Origin of the sequence: Zobellia sp. 1_MG-2023 (assembly GCF_030549125.1) — a bacterium.
GTDB lineage: Bacteria > Bacteroidota > Bacteroidia > Flavobacteriales > Flavobacteriaceae > Zobellia > Zobellia russellii.
Genome location: NZ_JAUOSY010000004.1, coordinates 297,131 through 315,205, shown reverse-complemented (window position 1 = coordinate 315,205; position 18,075 = coordinate 297,131). Strand labels below are relative to the sequence as shown.

The 18,075-nt window shown below is 39.1% G+C and carries 14 protein-coding genes; 10 read left to right on the top strand and 4 right to left on the bottom strand.

The features are described 5' to 3' along the window. The first annotated feature begins 96 nt into the window (after positions 1–96). Complete coding sequence (gene acs, locus Q4597_RS10920; RefSeq protein WP_303406233.1) at positions 97–2,004, top strand: acetate--CoA ligase; 1,908 nt, start codon at positions 97–99, stop codon at positions 2,002–2,004. A gap of 93 nt (positions 2,005–2,097) precedes the next feature. On the opposite strand, the gene Q4597_RS10915 is transcribed toward acs, so the two are convergent. Beyond that, positions 2,098–3,306: a multidrug effflux MFS transporter gene (locus tag Q4597_RS10915; RefSeq protein ID WP_303406232.1), complete on the bottom strand. Its 1,209-nt coding sequence runs from the start codon at positions 3,304–3,306 to the stop codon at positions 2,098–2,100. 109 nt (positions 3,307–3,415) lie between these two features. On the opposite strand from Q4597_RS10915, the gene udk reads away from it, so the two are divergent. The 8 genes from udk to Q4597_RS10875 all read left to right on the top strand — a co-directional run bounded on the left by udk (position 3,416) and on the right by Q4597_RS10875 (position 10,860). Continuing rightward, positions 3,416–4,024 carry a uridine kinase gene (udk, locus tag Q4597_RS10910; protein WP_215439890.1) on the top strand — a complete coding sequence of 203 codons (609 nt, stop codon included), beginning with the start codon at positions 3,416–3,418 and terminating at the stop codon, positions 4,022–4,024. 4 nt (positions 4,025–4,028) lie between these two features. Next, positions 4,029–4,358 (top strand): septum formation initiator family protein, encoded by a 330-nt coding sequence (locus Q4597_RS10905; protein ID WP_215439888.1) that lies wholly within the window; start codon positions 4,029–4,031, stop codon positions 4,356–4,358. A gap of 416 nt (positions 4,359–4,774) precedes the next feature. Next, positions 4,775–5,548: a ParA family protein gene (locus Q4597_RS10900; RefSeq protein WP_215439886.1), complete on the top strand. Its 774-nt coding sequence runs from the start codon at positions 4,775–4,777 to the stop codon at positions 5,546–5,548. Continuing rightward, positions 5,548–6,450 carry a ParB/RepB/Spo0J family partition protein gene (locus Q4597_RS10895; RefSeq protein WP_289039778.1) on the top strand — a complete coding sequence of 301 codons (903 nt, stop codon included), beginning with the start codon at positions 5,548–5,550 and terminating at the stop codon, positions 6,448–6,450. Before Q4597_RS10900 ends, Q4597_RS10895 begins: the two co-directional genes overlap by 1 nt. After that, positions 6,443–7,081, top strand: a complete 639-nt coding sequence (locus tag Q4597_RS10890; protein ID WP_215439882.1) for a DUF5683 domain-containing protein — start codon at positions 6,443–6,445, stop codon at positions 7,079–7,081. The genes Q4597_RS10895 and Q4597_RS10890 overlap by 8 nt, the downstream gene beginning before the upstream one ends. 55 nt (positions 7,082–7,136) lie before the next feature. Then, positions 7,137–7,838, top strand: a complete 702-nt coding sequence (gene dapB / locus Q4597_RS10885; protein WP_303406231.1) for a 4-hydroxy-tetrahydrodipicolinate reductase — start codon at positions 7,137–7,139, stop codon at positions 7,836–7,838. Positions 7,839–7,940: 102 nt separating this feature from the next. After that, positions 7,941–9,641 (top strand): signal peptidase I, encoded by a 1,701-nt coding sequence (lepB, locus tag Q4597_RS10880; RefSeq protein ID WP_289039781.1) that lies wholly within the window; start codon positions 7,941–7,943, stop codon positions 9,639–9,641. 28 nt (positions 9,642–9,669) lie between these two features. Further along, entirely contained in the window at positions 9,670–10,860 is a 1,191-nt protein-coding gene (locus tag Q4597_RS10875) for a molybdopterin molybdotransferase MoeA (RefSeq protein WP_303406230.1), read from the top strand. A gap of 16 nt (positions 10,861–10,876) precedes the next feature. Here the strand turns inward: Q4597_RS10875 and Q4597_RS10870 are convergent, their stop codons facing one another. From Q4597_RS10870 to Q4597_RS10860, 3 genes are all read right to left on the bottom strand, one after another. Further along, entirely contained in the window at positions 10,877–12,187 is a 1,311-nt protein-coding gene (locus Q4597_RS10870; protein WP_408065835.1) for an amidohydrolase, read from the bottom strand. Positions 12,188–12,213: 26 nt separating this feature from the next. Next, a complete protein-coding gene (locus tag Q4597_RS10865) occupies positions 12,214–15,180 on the bottom strand; it encodes an amidohydrolase family protein (protein WP_303406229.1) in 2,967 nt (988 codons plus the stop codon). Positions 15,181–15,352: 172 nt separating this feature from the next. Next, positions 15,353–16,420 (bottom strand): DUF3810 domain-containing protein, encoded by a 1,068-nt coding sequence (locus tag Q4597_RS10860; RefSeq protein ID WP_303406228.1) that lies wholly within the window; start codon positions 16,418–16,420, stop codon positions 15,353–15,355. Between the two features lie 143 nt (positions 16,421–16,563). Between Q4597_RS10860 and Q4597_RS10855 the strand changes: the two genes are divergently transcribed. Beyond that, on the top strand, positions 16,564–18,024 hold the full coding sequence (locus Q4597_RS10855; RefSeq protein ID WP_303406227.1) for an aminoacyl-histidine dipeptidase: 1,461 nt from the start codon (positions 16,564–16,566) through the stop codon (positions 18,022–18,024). Positions 18,025–18,075 lie beyond the last annotated feature (51 nt).

Here is an 18,075-nt window from a genome sequence, read left to right as displayed (position 1 = left end):
TAAGATCCCGATGCATTTTTCACCCCTTCAATCAAGAACCGCCATTCTTTAGGGTATTCGCATCAAAATAATATCAATTAAAACAATCAAGGCAAAATGAGTAATTACCACATTAAACATCTAGAAGAATATTATCAGGTCTATAGAAAATCCGTTAGAAACCCCGAAGGTTTTTGGGAGGAAATAGCGGAAGAGCATTTTGTGTGGCGAAAGAAATGGGATAATGTTTTAAGTTGGGATTTTTCAAAACCCGAAATAAAGTGGTTTGAAGGGGCTAAGCTTAACATTACTGAAAATTGCCTAGATAGACATTTGCCCACCCGTGGAGAGAAAACAGCTATTATATTCGAACCCAACGACCCTAATGAAGAGGCCCAACATATTACTTTTAGGGATTTACACGAAAGAGTTTGCCGCATGGCCAACGTTCTAAAGGACCATGGTATAAAAAAAGGAGATAGAGTTTGTATCTATCTTCCCATGATTCCAGAATTAGCCGTTTCCCTTCTGGCTTGCGCCCGAATTGGAGCTATCCACTCCGTTGTTTTTGCAGGTTTTTCCTCCAATGCACTCGCTACGCGTATTAATGATAGCGACTGTAAAATAGTCCTTACTTCAGATGGTTCGTACCGAGGTTCAAAATCAATTGACCTTAAAGGTATTGTAGACAAGGCCCTTGAAGAATGTCCGGGTGTTAAAGATGTATTAGTGGCCAAGCGCATCAATAGCGATATTCATATGGAAAAAGGTCGTGATAAATGGCTACAACCATTACTGGACGAGGCTTATGCGGACTGTGTAGCTGAAATTATGGATGCCGAAGACCCATTGTTCATTCTATACACCTCTGGCTCTACAGGGAGACCTAAAGGAATGGTTCATACCACAGGAGGCTATATGGTGTATACCGCCTATACGTTCAAAAACGTTTTTCAGTATAAAGAAGAAGATGTGTACTGGTGTACTGCCGATATTGGTTGGATCACCGGACATTCCTATATTGTGTACGGCCCACTGGCCAACGGCGCTACTACCGTTATGTTCGAAGGTGTTCCTTCATACCCGGATTATGGTAGATTTTGGGAAGTTGTTGAAAAACACAAAGTGAATCAATTCTATACGGCTCCTACAGCAATTAGGGCTTTGGCCAAAGAGAATTTAGAATTTATTGAAAAACATGACCTTTCCTCTTTAAAAGTATTGGGTTCCGTTGGAGAACCTATTAATGAGGAAGCTTGGCATTGGTACAACAACAACGTTGGGAAAACCAATAGCCCTATTGTAGACACTTGGTGGCAGACCGAAACAGGTGGTATTATGATAACCCCAATTCCATACGTTACCCCTACTACCCCTACCTACGCTACTTTACCTTTTATCGGTATCCAACCCGCATTAATGGATGAAGAAGGAAAGGAACTTAAAGGTAACCAGGTTTCAGGGCGATTATGCGTTAAATTTCCATGGCCTTCTATTGCAAGGACCATTTGGGGCAATCACGAGCGCTATAGGGACACCTATTTTTCAGCGTATAAGGATATGTATTTTACAGGTGATGGCGCACTTAGGGATGCTGTAGGCTATTATAGGATTACGGGGCGCGTAGACGATGTAATAATTGTTTCGGGCCACAACCTGGGTACAGCGCCCATTGAAGATTCCATAAACGAACATCCTGCAGTTGCAGAAAGTGCAATTGTTGGTTTCCCTCATGACGTAAAGGGCAATGCGCTATATGGTTATGTTATTCTAAAGGAATTTGGTGAAACAAGGGACCGTGACAACCTGCGAAAGGAAATTAACCAGCAGATTACAGAACATATAGGACCTATTGCCAAACTGGATAAGATTCAGTTTGTTTCTGGACTTCCCAAAACACGTAGCGGGAAAATTATGCGTCGTATCTTGCGAAAAATCGCCTCAAAAGACACTTCTAATTTAGGTGATACCAGTACATTACTGAACCCAGAAGTAGTTGAAGAAATAATAGAGAACGCCCTTTAATTAGAGTGTGGACATTATAGACAACCGGCAGAAGTGAATTAGAAGATTCACCTTTTGCCGGTTTTTTAATTTTCCTTTACAAAGTCATACAACTTATGCCGTGGCAACAATTCTCCTTTTCGTAACCAAAAGAATAGCCCCTAAAGAAAGGAGTCCGCATACCGCAAGACCGGCAAACATAGGCCACACGGTATCTTGCACAAAACCTCCTATATAATTTGCTATGGGCACGGAAAGTAGTGTTGAAATAAAACCGTTAATAGCTGCCCCAATACCCGCAATATGACCTATGGGCTCCATAGCTATGGACCTAAAATTCCCCCATAAAAATCCCAAACATAAAAATTGAACGAATAAGAAAGCTACCAAAACAGGCACGCTCGGATTAGGTTTTCCCCAAAACACCACCACATAGGTTAGAGCAATGATACAAAATGCACTCATGGCGGCAAGAGCCAAACGACGCATGCCAAAACGAATTACCAATGTACCGTTCAAAAATGTGGAAAGCCCTACAGAACAGGCAAGGCCTGCAAAAATGTACGGAAAGTTCTCTACCATTCCATATTGATCTTCAAACACATGTTGCGATGAACTCAAATACACCAAGAACGCTCCTGTTACAAACCCGGAAGCAAATGTAAACGCAACGGTTTCCTTATGCTTTACAAACTCTTTTGTTCCACTAACAAAAACGGACATGGAAAAGGGTATTTTAAATTGAGGTTTTAATGTTTCGGGCTGTCGTTTCCAAAACCAAATAGCCACTACTAGGCCAAAGAACAGTTGAATATAAAATATATACTCCCAACCAAAAGCATCCATAATCCACTTACCAATAGCTGGCGCCACAACAGGGACCAAAATAAAAAAGGCAGTAACGAAAGACATTATTTTTGCCATATAATCTCCCTTATAAGTATCCCTTATAATAGAAATAGCAATAGTTCTAGGTGCAGATAGTCCAATACCTTGTAGTATGCGCCCCACAATCATAATTTCCAATGTGGGCGCTAAAACACAAATTACACTTGCCACCGCAAAAACGGCAAAACCAATATACACTACAGGTTTTCTGCCATAGCTATCGGATAAAGGTCCAAAAAACAATTGCCCTACTCCAAGACCCAAAAAAATCATGGTAATCAACAACTGATTTTCCAATGGATCCAAGCTATTTATAGTTATGCCTATGTGCGATAACGCGGGCAATAAAGCATCAATTGCCAAGGCCACGATAGACATTAAGGAAGCCATTAAGGCTATAAATTCAAAATTGGGTTTCACATTATCATTCTGCATGGTGCAAAAGTACGTATTCGACTAGGAAAGGACATTACCAAAAGTTCCTTTTAAGTATAAACCTATAATTGGTTCACAAATATGTATTTTTGACAAAAAATTGAAGAGCATGCTGATAATAGGAATAGCCGGAGGTACCGGTTGTGGAAAAACAACAGTAGTAAACCAAATTATAGACTCGTTACCGGAGGGTGAAGTTGGGGTAATCTCCCAAGATTCTTATTATAACGACCTTTCAGAATTGTCTTTGGAAGAGCGAAGAAAAACCAATTTTGACCACCCCCAATCTATTGATTTCAGCCTGCTGGAAGAGCACCTAAAATTATTAAAGTCAGGACATTCCATAAAACAGCCCGTATACTCATTTCTTGAGTGTAACCGTACAGACAAGACCGTTCCCGTGCACCCTACCAAAGTATTGATCGTAGAGGGCATTCTTATTTTAACCAACTCCCTACTCCGTAAAATGATGGATATTAAAATATTTGTCCATGCCGATTCTGATGAAAGACTGATCAGGAGATTAAAACGAGATGTAAACGAACGGGGATGGAATTTAGATGAAACGCTAGACAAATATCAATCTAATATTAAACCCATGCATCTTCAATTTATAGAGCCTAGCAAAGAATATGCAGATATTATTATACCCAACAATAAATATAACACAGTTGCAGTTGATATTGTACGAACAATTATCAACGAGAAACTAACTTAGAAAAATGGGATTCAAAGATTTACGAAAGAAAAAATGGTTTGGTATACTCACCAATATGTATGTATTGGTGCTGACCGTTTTTGTGATATGGATGTTGTTTTTTGACACCAACTCCCTACTCATTCATTTAGAACTAAAAAAGGAAATTGAAAAACTTGAAAAACAACAAGAGTTTTTAAAGGATGAAATTGCCAACGATAAAAAAATCCTAGAAAAATTATCCGACCCAGAGGAACTGGAAAAATTTGCAAGAGAGCAATATTTCCTCAAAAAAAAGAATGAAGAAATTTATCTTATTGAATACGAAGACAGTTTAAAAATTAAAGAAAAATAAGCAGGTTTTACATCCGTATTGCACTTCCGTAATTTCCATTGTTAATAACAAATTCGGTTTTTAGAATTAGATTCTATTTGTGCTTGACCACCCTACAAAGCTCAAAAAATGTTTTTCTCGCATCATGAACTAAAAATTCACACAAAACATCGTAATTAATTTAACTTCAAATACTTACATGTTTTATGATTTTAGCCTACTGGTTTCACTTAAATCACTTATTAGGAATATCATATTTACTCTGGCGTAAAATTAGCCGTAAAAAGGAGTGCTTTAGAAACCCTAAATTTCAAAAAAAGACACTTTCAGTTAACGAACTTTAACGCAAAAGGCCACACTTATTCACTTTGTGTTAACAAAATGGTTTCAATAGCATTGTAAATAATCGTATTTTTACCCCCTAACTCAGACTGATAATGGGCAAGATTATTGCTATTGCGAATCAAAAAGGAGGAGTGGGTAAAACCACAACAACAGTTAATTTAGCAGCTTCCTTAGGTGTTTTGGAAAAGAAGGTATTGCTAATAGATGCAGACCCCCAGGCAAATGCCACATCGGGATTGGGCATTGATGTAGAGAGTGTTGAATATGGCACTTACCAACTACTTGAGCATACCAAAACGGCCAAGGAGGCTATTATAACTACAGATTCCCCTAATTTAGATTTAATTCCCGCACATATTGACTTGGTTGCCATTGAGATTGAATTGGTAGACAAGGATCAACGGGAATACATGATGAAAAGAGCAATATCCGAACTTAGGGACAGCTACGATTATATCTTGATCGATTGTGCTCCTTCCCTAGGCCTACTTACGTTGAACGCTCTTACTGCGGCAGACTCCGTTATAATTCCTATACAATGCGAGTATTTTGCACTAGAGGGACTTGGCAAGCTTTTGAATACTATAAAAAGCGTTCAAAAGATACACAATGCCAATTTGGATATTGAAGGCATGTTGTTGACCATGTACGATTCACGTTTACGACTGTCTAACCAAGTAGTAGAGGAAGTACGTAAACATTTTGCAGATATGGTTTTTGATACTATAATTCAGCGTAACGTACGGTTAAGCGAAGCTCCTAGTTACGGAGAAAGCATTATAAAATATGATGCAAGCAGTAAGGGAGCTACAAATTACCTAAACTTGGCCCATGAAGTAGTCAAGAAAAACAAAGAGATAGCTTAATGGCGAAAGCAACAAAAAAACAAGCACTAGGCCGCGGACTCTCCGCTCTATTAAAAGATCCTGAAAACGATATTCAATCCGCAGCGGACAAGAATGCGGATAAAGTAGTTGGCAATATTGTAGAGCTAGATATTGAGTCTATTGAAATGAACCCGTTTCAACCACGTTCTAATTTCAATGACGAGGCCTTGAACGAACTTGCTATTTCTATAGGTCAATTAGGTGTTATACAACCTATTACGGTTCGTAAATTAGATTTCAACAAATATCAGTTAGTTTCCGGGGAAAGAAGGTGCCGTGCATCAAAATTAGCAGGGCTTACCACCATTCCGGCCTATATACGTATTGCCGATGACCAAGAATCATTGGAGATGGCTTTGGTTGAAAATATTCAACGCCAAGATTTAGACCCTATTGAAATTGCACTTTCGTACCAAAGGTTATTGGATGAAATTCAGCTGACCCAAGAAAAATTAAGTGATCGCGTAGGAAAGAAACGCTCTACCATAACTAACTATTTACGTCTTTTAAGGTTAGATCCTATTATACAAACCGGTATTAGGGACGGGTTTTTAAGCATGGGCCACGGTCGTGCCTTGGTAAACATAGAAAAGAAGGGCGATCAGATAGATTTATACGAAAAAATTATAAGTCAGAACCTTTCTGTTCGTGATACCGAACGTGCCGTAAAAGCGTATCATGAAGGTGACGCTCCCGAAAAACCGGCAAAAAAAGTTTCAAAAACCCCTGAATTTGTTCAAGGAAACATTAAACCGTTTACGGATCATCTTTCGGTAAAAGTAGATATTTCCGCAACCGAAAAAGGAAACGGTAAAATAACAATTCCCTTTCATTCTCAAGAGGAGTTTAAACGAATTAAAAAATTGATTCTAGGTGAGTAAATCCCTGCTAGCCCTTGTTTTTATTTCACTTTTTACGTTAACCGTTACCGCTCAAGAGGAAACGGCAAAAAATAAAGAGGTAGACTCGCTTCAAACAGATTTGGCAGAAGAGGGTATCATTGTGGTGGACACACTTAAAAAGGAAAGGGTAAAAATCAATCCGCTTGCCCCGAGTAAAGCGGCTTTTTTATCCGCAGTAATCCCTGGGCTAGGTCAAGTTTACAACAAACGTTACTGGAAAGTTCCTATTGTATATGGAGCTATTGGAGCTGCCGTTTATGGTTATACTTGGAACAACAATAATTACCAGCGTGTGCGAACCGCTTTTAAAAGACGAAAAGCCGGCTTTACAGATGATGAATTTTACGACCCGAACAATACGGGTAGCGGACCGCTCTTAGGGCTTGACGATTTACAGAACGAACAAGAAAATTTTCAGCGAGACCGTGATTTGTTATTGCTTGTTTCCATAGCACTTTATGCCTTAAATATTGTAGATGCCAATGTTGATGCGCACTTAAAGCAGTTCAATATAGATGATGACTTGAGCTTTGACATGGAACCTTTTTTAGATTTAGACCCTGTGACCAATAACCCCAACTACGGGATGGCACTGATAATAAAATTTTAACGCAAGTAACTATTATCTAATCAATTACAAATAGTTACCGAAACAATTATACAAATTGAAAATAGCACTATTCGGATACGGTAAAATGGGCAAGATGATTGAAAAAATCGCCCTGGAAAGAAATCACACCATTGTAGCAAAAGTGGATGTTGATACAGTAGATATTGATTTTTCGGAAATGGATGTTGCCATTGATTTTAGTATGCCCAGTGCGGCTTACGGTAATCTTACCAAGTGTTTTGAAAACGGCGTTCCGGTAATATCGGGCACTACAGGATGGTTGGACAAGTATGATGATGCCGTAGCAATATGCAAAAAAAATAAAGGTGCTTTTATATACGCTTCTAACTTTAGTCTAGGGGTAAACGTGTTCTTTGAGCTCAATGAATACCTTGCTAAAATGATGAAGAATTTAGACCAGTACAACGTGTCCATGGAAGAAATTCACCATACCCAGAAGTTGGACGAACCCAGCGGTACTGCCATTACCCTTGCAGAAGGCATCATTAAGAACACCAACTACAGTGCGTGGAAACTTGAAAACGCTCCGGCAGGTGAAATACCTATCGTGTCAAAAAGAATTGGAACAACACCAGGTACACATAGTATAGATTACAGTAGTAAAGTAGATTCCATAGAAATTAAGCATACTGCACATAACAGGGAAGGTTTTGCCCTTGGCGCTGTAATTGCAGCTGAATGGATTGTGGGGAAAACCGGTATTTTCTCTATGAAAGATGTGTTAAACCTTGGTTAATACATACAATATTTAAACAAGAATTAAGCTTACTTGCAATAGACGTCTTGAAATTCAATAATTTATAGATTTTTAGAGCAGCACTTAAAAATAAAAATACAAATGGACGCAACACAGTGGTTACTTTTTATTCTGGTCATTCAGATTATCCATTTTGCAGGAACCTGGAAATTATATGTAAAAGCAGGTAGAAAAGCTTGGGAAGCGGCCATCCCGGTGTACAACGCTATTGTATTGATGCAAATCATCAATCGCCCTAAATGGTGGACCATACTATTGTTCATCCCAATCATCAACCTTCTCATGTTTCCTATTGTATGGATCGAAACCATACGTAGCTTTGGACGAAATAGCACCGCAGACACCTGGCTGGTATTGCTTACTTTAGGGTTTTACATCTACTATGTAAATTATGCTTTAGATGTTAAATACATTAAAGACCGAAGTCTTCAACCTAAAACAGCAACCGGCGAATGGGTCAGTTCAATTGCTTTTGCAATTATTGCGGCCACTTTGGTTCACACCTATTTCATTCAACCTTACGTAATTCCAACACCTTCTTTAGAGCGTACATTACGTGTTGGCGATCTGTTGTTCGTAAGCAAATTTCACTACGGAGCCAGAACCCCAATGACCACGGTTGCAGCTCCCATGGTACATGATACCTTACCCATACTTGGTGTAAAGTCGTATTTAAACAAACCTCAGTTGCCCTATTTCAGAATTCCTGGCTTTACAAAAGTAGACCGAAACGATATTGTCGTATTCAGTTGGCCCGCAGATACGGTTCGCCAATTCTTTAAAAAAGAAAAAGGGGTTATTAAACCTATTGACAAAAAATCCAATTATGTTAAGCGTTGTGTAGGAATTCCCGGAGATTCATTGGCGGTCATAGATGGCTATGTGTACATTAACGGAAAACAGTTACAACTATCGGACCGTGCCAAACCTCAATATGATTATGCACTATACTCCAGTAAAGGAGTTTCTTCTACATTATTGGAAAAAGTAGGTGCAACGGGCTGGAGCAGAAAGTACATTATCAACTCATTAAACCAACAGCAGCTTAACGGTATTCAGAAATACGTTAAAGGCTATAGACAACGTAATGATGGTAAATTAGAAGTCTACACCAACGAAGGCGGTATTCCTGTTTCCGTGGCCCGAAAAAATGCTATTTCATTGGCCGAAGAAACGGGTCTTGAACGCATTGTTCCGCTAACGGATGAAATGGTGGCACAACTCAAGAATGAAGCCTCCCTAGACTCCATTGTACGGATTGTAGAGAAAAAAGGAGTGCCAGGCGGAAACATCTTCCCTCAAAGTCCGGATTACCCATGGAATTACGATCAAATGGGACCTATATACATTCCTCAAAAAGGAGCTACGGTACCCTTAAACCTAAAAGTACTTCCACTTTATAAAAAGATTATTAGAGAATACGAAGGAAACACCATTAGCGTTTCGGGCAATCAAATAAAAATTAATGATCAAGTAGCGGATTCGTATACATTTAAACAAGATTACTATTGGATGATGGGTGATAACCGAGATCACTCCGAAGACAGTAGAGCTTGGGGCTACGTTCCGGAAAACCATATTGTGGGCACACCTATATTCATATGGTTAAGTGTTGATAATTTTAATGATGGTATCTTCAGTTGGAAACCAAGATGGGACCGTATTTTTACTACAGTAAATGGTGAAGGAGAGCCCGTTTCTTACTTTAAGTATTTCCTAATTGCACTGGTAGCATACTTTGTAGGAAGTTGGTTGTGGAACAAAAAGAAAGCTAAAGGTTAATTTAAATCTATAGCCAAAATTATTACACATGATTTCTTTCGAAAATGCTTACGACCAAGTATTACAGCACACGTTTAATCTAGGTGATGAAACAGTGTCTCTATTAGAAAGTACAGGAAGGGTTCTTAGTGAGGATATTAGAGCCGATAGGGATTTTCCTCCGTTCAACCGTTCTACAAAGGATGGAATCGCCATTGCTTTTTCGGCTATAGAGAAAGGGGTTACCCGTTTTAAAATTGAAGGCGTGTTAAGCGCAGGAATGCCCCAACAAACGCTATCCAAAGACACCAATTGTTTTGAAATAATGACAGGTGCCGTTCTTCCCGAACAAGCCGATACCATTATCATGTACGAAGAAACAGAAACCGAAGATGATTACGTTTCTATTTCAAAGACCCCGAACAAGGGTCAAAACATACATCGCCAAGGCACAGATGAAAAAGAAGGTGCCATTTTATTAAAGAAAGGAACAGAGATTACCGCTGCTGTAATTGGTGTACTAGCTTCCGTAGGAAAAAATAAAGTTACAGTAAAAAAGCTTCCTAAAATTTGCGTGGTCTCTACGGGAAACGAACTTGTAGAGGTAGAAGATAAACCATTGCCCCATCAGATAAGGAAATCCAATTCACTATCTTTATTCGCCGCACTTGAAAGGGTAAAAATCACCCCTACCCTTTTACACTTGGCAGACAACCAGGCCATAATAGAAAAAGAGCTTGAAAAGGCCATAAATAATTTTGATGTTTTAATGCTGAGCGGCGGAGTATCAAAAGGGAAGTTTGATTTTATTCCCGATGCCATGGATAAACTTGGTATAACAAAGGTTTTTCATCGGGTTGCCCAACGCCCAGGCAAGCCTTTCTGGTTTGGAGTCCAAAAGGAAAAGCAGAAAGTTATATTCTCATTTCCCGGAAACCCCGTTTCCACTTTTGCCAATTATCATGTGTACTTTTTACCTTGGTTAAAAAAATGCCTTGGTTTGAAAGTAGAAAAAAAGCAGATTATTTTAGAGGAAGCTATCCAACCTCACCCTTCTCTAACACTATTTGTACAAGTTACCACACAATACAAAAAAGGCAAGCTCATGGCCAAAACAGTTAAAGGAAACGGTTCTGGCGATTTGGTTAGTTTGGCTCTTGCAGATGGGTTTATTCGCGTTCCCCCGGGCACTGATGAAATGACCCAGGAAACGGTTTTCGATTACATAGAAACTACTTAGCTTCAACCTTATTTCACTATTTACCTTGATATTTACCTTCATAACGCTTCCAAAGTTCCGTTTGGTGAGTTTCTAATGAAATCTCCCTGCCATCTATAAAAGCATGCGTTAGCCGGTTTCCACTCATATCCAAAGCATCGCCTTCAGAAACAATAAGCGTAGCACTTTTACCCGCTTCCAAAAAACCGTACATATCATCTATACCAAGAATTTTAGCCGTGTTCCCGGTAATCAATTCCAATGCTTTTTCTTTTTCCATCCCTTGGGATACCGTTTGGCCCGCATAAAATGGAAGATTCCTGATTTGAAAATTAGATGCCGTACTGTTTTGAAGACCTACCAATAAACCTGCGTCTACCAAAAGTTTTGGCAGCTTGTACGGTAAATCATAATCATCCTCATCAAAAATAGGTAAATTGTGCGTAGCACCTACCAATACCGGAACTTCATTTGTTTTTAAAAAGGAAGCTACCTTATGAGCATGGGTGCCACCTACAAGAACCACCTCTTTGATTCCTGCCTCTTTCACATTGGTTATAGCATCAATAATTTCCTTTTCGCCATTGGCATAAACAAACAACTTCTGTTTACCCGTATACAAACCGGACATAGCACTTAAAACAGGATTTTTTATTGCTGACCCAGAATCGTAAACCGCTGCATTTTTAAGAAAATCCATAGTTTCCTTAACCTCATCCCCATATTTTTTATTGGCTTGGTAACCACGGCCTTCACCTTCCCACCATTTTCCTTTGCGAAAAGTAGTTGGCCAGTGTAGGTGAATTGCATCATCTTCTTTGACAACCGCATCTTCCCAGTTCCAAGCATCAAACTGAACCACCGATGAAGTACCTGAAATACGCCCTCCTATTGGCGCAATCTGTCCTAAAAGCACGCCATTGGGGCGCATGCTCTCAACCACTTTAGATTCTGCATTATACGCTATTAAACTTCTAACATGCGGAATCATCTCTCCAATCTCATCTTGATCTTTTGAAGCCCGGACAGCATCTACCTCTATTAAGCCCAAAGACGTACTAGGTGCTATAAAACCAGGATACACATGCTTGCCCTGCCCTTTTATCTTCATGCCCTTTCTTGCGATTTTAGTCATGGCACTTCCCACAAAAGTGAGTTTACCGTCCTCAAACATAATCAGGGCATTCTCTATCACCTCACCATTGCCCAAATGTGCCGTAGCACCCTCTATTGAGTATGCGGTTACTTGTTTAGGTGCCGGTGTCTGTTGGCCGTTGGTCTGTACGGTCATCATTAAAAACGCTATCCATAAACAGACTTGAAACTTATATTTTTTATTTGACATCATATTTTTTATAAAAAGTCCTTATTATTTTAATGTAAGTATTCCGAAAGGGTGTCGCAATGCATCATTTGCTTTTTACTTTGTTTGGGTTCTTGCGTCTTTTTCCCTTTCTCTTTTTCAAGTAACATCAAATTGATAAGTTCATTTCTTTCTTTGGCAACCTTTGCTCTTAACTGCATATCTTTTTCCAAATCAAAATAGATAGTTCCGTCAATCATTGTTTTTTCTGCTTTCGCATAAATAGATAAGGGATTATCGCTCCATAAAACCAAATCAGCATCTTTACCTTCTTTGATACTTCCGGTTCGGTCATTTAAGTGTAATAATTTTGCGGGATTGATGGTAACCATATTCCATGCTTCTTGCTCCGTCATACCACCATATTTCATGGTTTTTGCCGCTTCTTGATTCAATCTTCTAATCATTTCTGCATCATCACTATTTATAGCTACTGTTACTCCTTGATTGTGCATAATTGCGGCATTATAAGGGATGGCATCGTTAACTTCAAACTTATAGGCCCACCAATCACTAAAGGTACCGCCCCCGGCACCATGCGCTTTCATTTTATCGGCCACTTTATAGCCCTCAAGAATATGTGTGAACGTATTTACCCTAAAACCAAATTTTTCGGCCACCTTCATCATCATATTAATTTCGCTCTGAACATAACTATGACAACTAATGAAGCGTTCCCCGTTTATTATTTCCAATAAAGTTTCCATTTCTTCGTCATACCGAAAAGCTTCTCCGCTTTTTTTCTTTACCCCATATTCTTTTGCTCTTTGAAAATAATTCTCAAAAACCTGCTCAACTCCCATACGGGTTTGAGGAAAACGATTGAAACTGCCCCAATTACTTTGCTTTACATTTTCACCTAATGCAAACTTTATGAACTTTGGAGAGTTATCATAAACCATATTTTCTGCACTCTCTCCCCATTTTAACTTTAGTATAGCCGAACGCCCCCCAATTGGATTTGCCGAACCATGTAAGAGTTGCAAAGAGGTTACTCCACCTGCCAAGGCTAGATAGATTCCTTTATCCTCATTGTCTACAACGTCTTCCATTTTTACTTCGGCAGAAGAGTTCTGTCCTGACTCATTTACCGCCAAAGCAGCTATATGACTATGTTCATCAATTATTCCGGCCGTTAAATGTTTACCCGTGGCATCTATGGTTTTAACTCCTCCTGCAGAAAGGTTTTGCCCCACTTTTGCAATTTTTCCATTCTTTACAAGTACATCGGTATTCTTTAAAGTACCTGACGCTTCACTGGTCCAGACAGTAGCATTCTTAAAAAGAACGTTTTCTTGTTTAGGGATTGCCTCATACCCATATCCTACATTGGGGTATGTTACCGCCACGGTTTTAGAAGGTTGCTTTTTATCTTCTTTTAGCCTCTCTGAAAAAGGAACCGTCTTTAAAGCAGAAAAAGTAGTTTCGTCCCCAGATGGGAGTACCGCTTTACCAATTATAGACTTGTTATCAGCTTTTACAAAAGCAATCATTCTATAACTTCCGGTTTTCTTTTTATCTGAAAATGATAGTTCCAACCAATTATCCGCGTAAGTCAATTTAGATTTTAAAGTGACGGTATCTTTCTTAACTACGAGTTTTGGTTTTTCTACCGTACCTTTTATCGAAACTTTGAATTTTTGGTTACCAACAGACAGGTCATATTCGCCTCTAACATCAACCAAAGACATATCTGAAATTACATTCTTGGTACCTTGAACCCAATTTTCATATAAAACAGTGTTCTTGTCAAAAACATCTCCGGAAGTGATTAAAAAGTTGGCGTAGCTCCCCTTGGTTAACGCCCCTATTTGTTCTGATTTTCCTAAAATCTGAGCTGGAATAGTGGTTAACGCCTTCAAAGCCGTGGTTTTATCCAAACCATAATCAATAGCTTTCAATACCTTATCCTTAAAATCAACCGGGGATTTTAAGCCGTGTAACGTAAAGGAAAAAGACACTCCATTCTCTGCCAATACCTTTGGATTAGAAGGAGCCTGGTTCCAGTTTCTCATGTCTTCCAAAGTGATATAAGCAGCCGCATATGGGTCAGACACATCATAGGCATCCGGAAAATTCAAGGGTAAAATCAATTTTGCATTAGACGCCTTAATATCGGACACGCGTTCGTACTCATTTCCTCCCCCAAAAATAACGTATTGTATACCAAAAGCATCTCCTATACCATCCGCCCTGATAATATTACCCTTATCACCTGCATCAAAAATCTGAACAAGATTTTTGTTGCGTGCCAAGGCCTCCAAAGATCTGTCCTTGGTATCTACCTTTCCTTGTGCGTACCAATTCTCATCATTGTACATCTGCCGTAGTAAAGCCATTGACCCCATTAATGAACTTGGGTATGATTGGCTTTTGGCTATGCTTTTTGTAAAAGAAAAATACTGTGCCGATCGGTCATCTATAATACGGTCTGCATTATTCCCTTTACCGTTAAGAGCTACCAAAATACCAGTACCACGGGCAATACCATCTTGAATATGCGAATTAACCACACCAAAACCTACCTTGCGCAAGGTCTCCGCAACAGTATCATCATATTCAAATTTAGCGATGGCATCATTCTCTGGCATGATGTGATCGTTCCAGTAAAAACCAGATCGAGATGGCTCATATTCTGCCGACCTTCCTTGTTCCTTTAACTTCTCTGGTTTTTGCACACCAAAACTTGAAAACAAATCTATAAAAGAAGGGTACACAGACTTCCCGGAAATATCTATAACGACCGTATTTTTAGGGAGCGTTACACTTTTCCCAACTTCCACTACCCTTCCGTTTTGGACCAATAGTGTACCGGACTCCACTACTTGAGTTGGAGTAATATAGATTTTGGCATTGGTAAAAGCAGTATAATTTGTGTTTTTGGTCTTTACACCTTCATTGGCAGGAAAGTAATCTTGTGCCAAGGCTACGAATCCGTAACAGACCATAGCTGTGGTAACTAATAATTTTTTTATCATTTTTTAGATTCAAATGTCTATCTCTAAAAGTAAGGAATGAGATTTGAATCAAAAAATAATATAACAATTACAAGGTCAATCCTTATAAAATCACATTTTTTCTTAATTAATATTCAGAAATGCACGTTAAACCAAAAGTAAAAATGTAAAAATTGTATTGTTCACTATTTTGCTAGATGGGGTATTTCTCATGATAACCCACCATTAATTGTACTATTTTACTATAGCTCTTTATACCGTCTTTCTGTTGATTGGCCTTTAAAAAGGTATTGAAGACCGACTTAAAAATGGGTTCAAAAGGATTTACATATTCCAAATTGTGCTCGTACAGCTCCCTATAATTTTCTTGTACCCCAACATTCACTTTAGCATACAGTTCATCAAACTTCTCCTTGTCCGTGCGGCGTATAGCACTTAAACAATGACTAAGGGCATAAGCCGATGCCGAATACTGAAAGTAAGGATCATCATTCTTCACCGTTACCAAGTAACCAATAAAATTGGTTTCATTTTCTTTGGAGTACCCCACTTGATGTCCAACTTCATGACCGCTTACTACGGGAAAACGAAATTCAGGGGTTAGTGCATTTACTTGAGCCTCATTGGTAAAAGGGTTTAAGTACCCACCAATTCCCATATAACTTGCCAAGGTACTGAACATAGATTTTTTAAGGCTACGGTGGTCATATTCCAAAAATGGAAGTTCTTCCTGTAACTGCTCGTACCCATTCACCGTTTTATCAAAAATCTCATTGCGGGTATATGGCACCTGTACTCTTTTTGTACTATCCGATGTCAAATTAAATTGAAGTTGATTTGTCTTTACTATCAACCCTTCGGCCAAATCAATAACCTCATGCGTTTGTATACTATCGCGAATGGCAAAATTCTCGGCAATGGGTTTTCGGTAATAGTTTAACCCCCAAACCAAATTGAAAGTGAAATAAAAAACAGAAAGCACTACTACCACGTTTCTTAAAAACTGAAATGGAAACTTTCTAATCTTTAATCGGTTTGCATAAAGATACCGGATTCCCAAAACTATAAGTAACACATACAGAATTTCACCCACCGAAAAAGGAACCCATCCAAACAGAATTCTAAAAAACTGACTGATTACGGGATAAATACCGTTACTGTAGTACGTCTCTACAATCTCCGGTTTGCCCCCTAACCACGCCACCAAAAGAATTTGAGGAAGCAAACTCAAGGCAATCCCGTTTCTTAATTTATTTTTCAAAAGCTTATGTTTAATGCAAAACCATCATACTGAAACGCTTAAAAAAATGAACAGCATCCGTATGACATACATAAAGCCAAAATTAACCAAATATCGTCCATACCAATTTTTGACTCCGTATTTTTGCAAAAATATAACATCACATGAACGAAGCTATAAGAGAATTAGAACCTAAGGAGGTTTGGAACAAGTTTGCGGACTTAAATGCCGTACCCCGCCCATCAAAAAAAGAGGAACGTGTTATACAATTCATGTTAGATTTTGGCAAATCCCTTAATCTGGAAACCTTTAAGGACGCGGTTGGCAATGTTATTATAAGAAAGCCAGCTAGCAAGGGAATGGAAGATAGGGTTACCGTTACCCTACAATCGCACTTGGATATTGTACACCAGAAAAATAATGACACCGTCTTTGATTTTGACGAACAAGGTATTGAGATGTTTATTCAGGAAGACTGGGTAAAAGCCCGTGGAACTACCCTTGGTGCGGACAATGGCATGGGCGTTGCAGCAATTATGGCTTTGTTACAAAGTTCAAACATTGCTCACCCTCCATTGGAAGCTCTTTTTACAATTGATGAAGAAACCGGAATGACCGGCGCTATGGGTCTTGAAGGTGGTGTTTTACAAGGTGAAATACTTCTAAACCTAGACACCGAAGAAGATGATGAACTGGATATTGGATGTGCCGGTGGAATAGATATTACCGCAACCAGAAAGTATAATGAAAAATCTGTACCGCGTGCCACCGTAGGTTATGAAATTGCCGTAAACGGATTAAACGGAGGCCATAGTGGCATTGAAATACACAAGGGACTGGGGAATGCCAATAAAATAATGAACCGTCTCCTTTACGGCGCATCCAACTCTTTCATGCTGCGTATTGCAGAAATTGATGGAGGCAGCCTTAGAAATGCCATTCCTAGAGAAAGTGTGGCCAAAATTGTTATCCTTAAATCACAAAGTGAAGAATTTGAGAAGACCGTCAAAGAATTTGAACAGGTTATACAGAAAGAACTGAACACCTTAGAACCCAATCTAAAAGTATCTTTTAAATCCATAAAATTGCCAAAGACCGTCATGGGTCTGGGAGCACAAGAACGTTTATTACAAGGGCTGTATGCCGCTCACAACGGCGTTTACGCAATGAGCGCTACTATACCCGGTTTGGTAGAAACCTCAAACAATGTGGCCCGGGTTCTTGTTAAAGAAGGAAAAGCTAAAATAGGGTGTTTAACACGTTCTTCCGTAGATTCCGCCAAGATGGATTTGGCACATGCATTAAAATCCACTTTTGAACTTGCGCGTTTTGATGTTGAATTTAGTGGTACTTACCCAGGATGGACACCCAATGCCAATTCTAAAATTCTAAAGGTAGCAGAGGAAAAATATAAATCGCTTTTTGGCGAACAACCCAAAGTAGCCGCGTGCCATGCCGGATTGGAATGTGGTATTCTAGGCCAGAATTACCCTGAAATGGATATGATAAGTTTTGGGCCTACCATATTGGGAGCGCACTCTCCAGATGAGCGCGTGAGCATATCTTCTACCCAGAAATTCTGGAAATTCCTATTGAACATTTTAGAAGACATTCCAAAAAAATAGTTTCAAACAAAAAGGGTTTGCCAAATGGCAAACCCTTTTCTATATTGTTCA

Coding starts and splice junctions, on each gene's coding strand:
- acs (WP_303406233.1), top strand. CDS start 97: ATGAGTAATTACCACATTAAACATCTAGAAGAATATTATCAGGTCTAT.
- Q4597_RS10915 (WP_303406232.1), bottom strand. CDS start 3,306: ATGCAGAATGATAATGTGAAACCCAATTTTGAATTTATAGCCTTAATG.
- udk (WP_215439890.1), top strand. CDS start 3,416: ATGCTGATAATAGGAATAGCCGGAGGTACCGGTTGTGGAAAAACAACA.
- Q4597_RS10905 (WP_215439888.1), top strand. CDS start 4,029: ATGGGATTCAAAGATTTACGAAAGAAAAAATGGTTTGGTATACTCACC.
- Q4597_RS10900 (WP_215439886.1), top strand. CDS start 4,775: ATGGGCAAGATTATTGCTATTGCGAATCAAAAAGGAGGAGTGGGTAAA.
- Q4597_RS10895 (WP_289039778.1), top strand. CDS start 5,548: ATGGCGAAAGCAACAAAAAAACAAGCACTAGGCCGCGGACTCTCCGCT.
- lepB (WP_289039781.1), top strand. CDS start 7,941: ATGGACGCAACACAGTGGTTACTTTTTATTCTGGTCATTCAGATTATC.
- Q4597_RS10875 (WP_303406230.1), top strand. CDS start 9,670: ATGATTTCTTTCGAAAATGCTTACGACCAAGTATTACAGCACACGTTT.
- Q4597_RS10870 (WP_408065835.1), bottom strand. CDS start 12,187: ATGATGTCAAATAAAAAATATAAGTTTCAAGTCTGTTTATGGATAGCG.
- Q4597_RS10865 (WP_303406229.1), bottom strand. CDS start 15,180: ATGATAAAAAAATTATTAGTTACCACAGCTATGGTCTGTTACGGATTC.
- Q4597_RS10855 (WP_303406227.1), top strand. CDS start 16,564: ATGAACGAAGCTATAAGAGAATTAGAACCTAAGGAGGTTTGGAACAAG.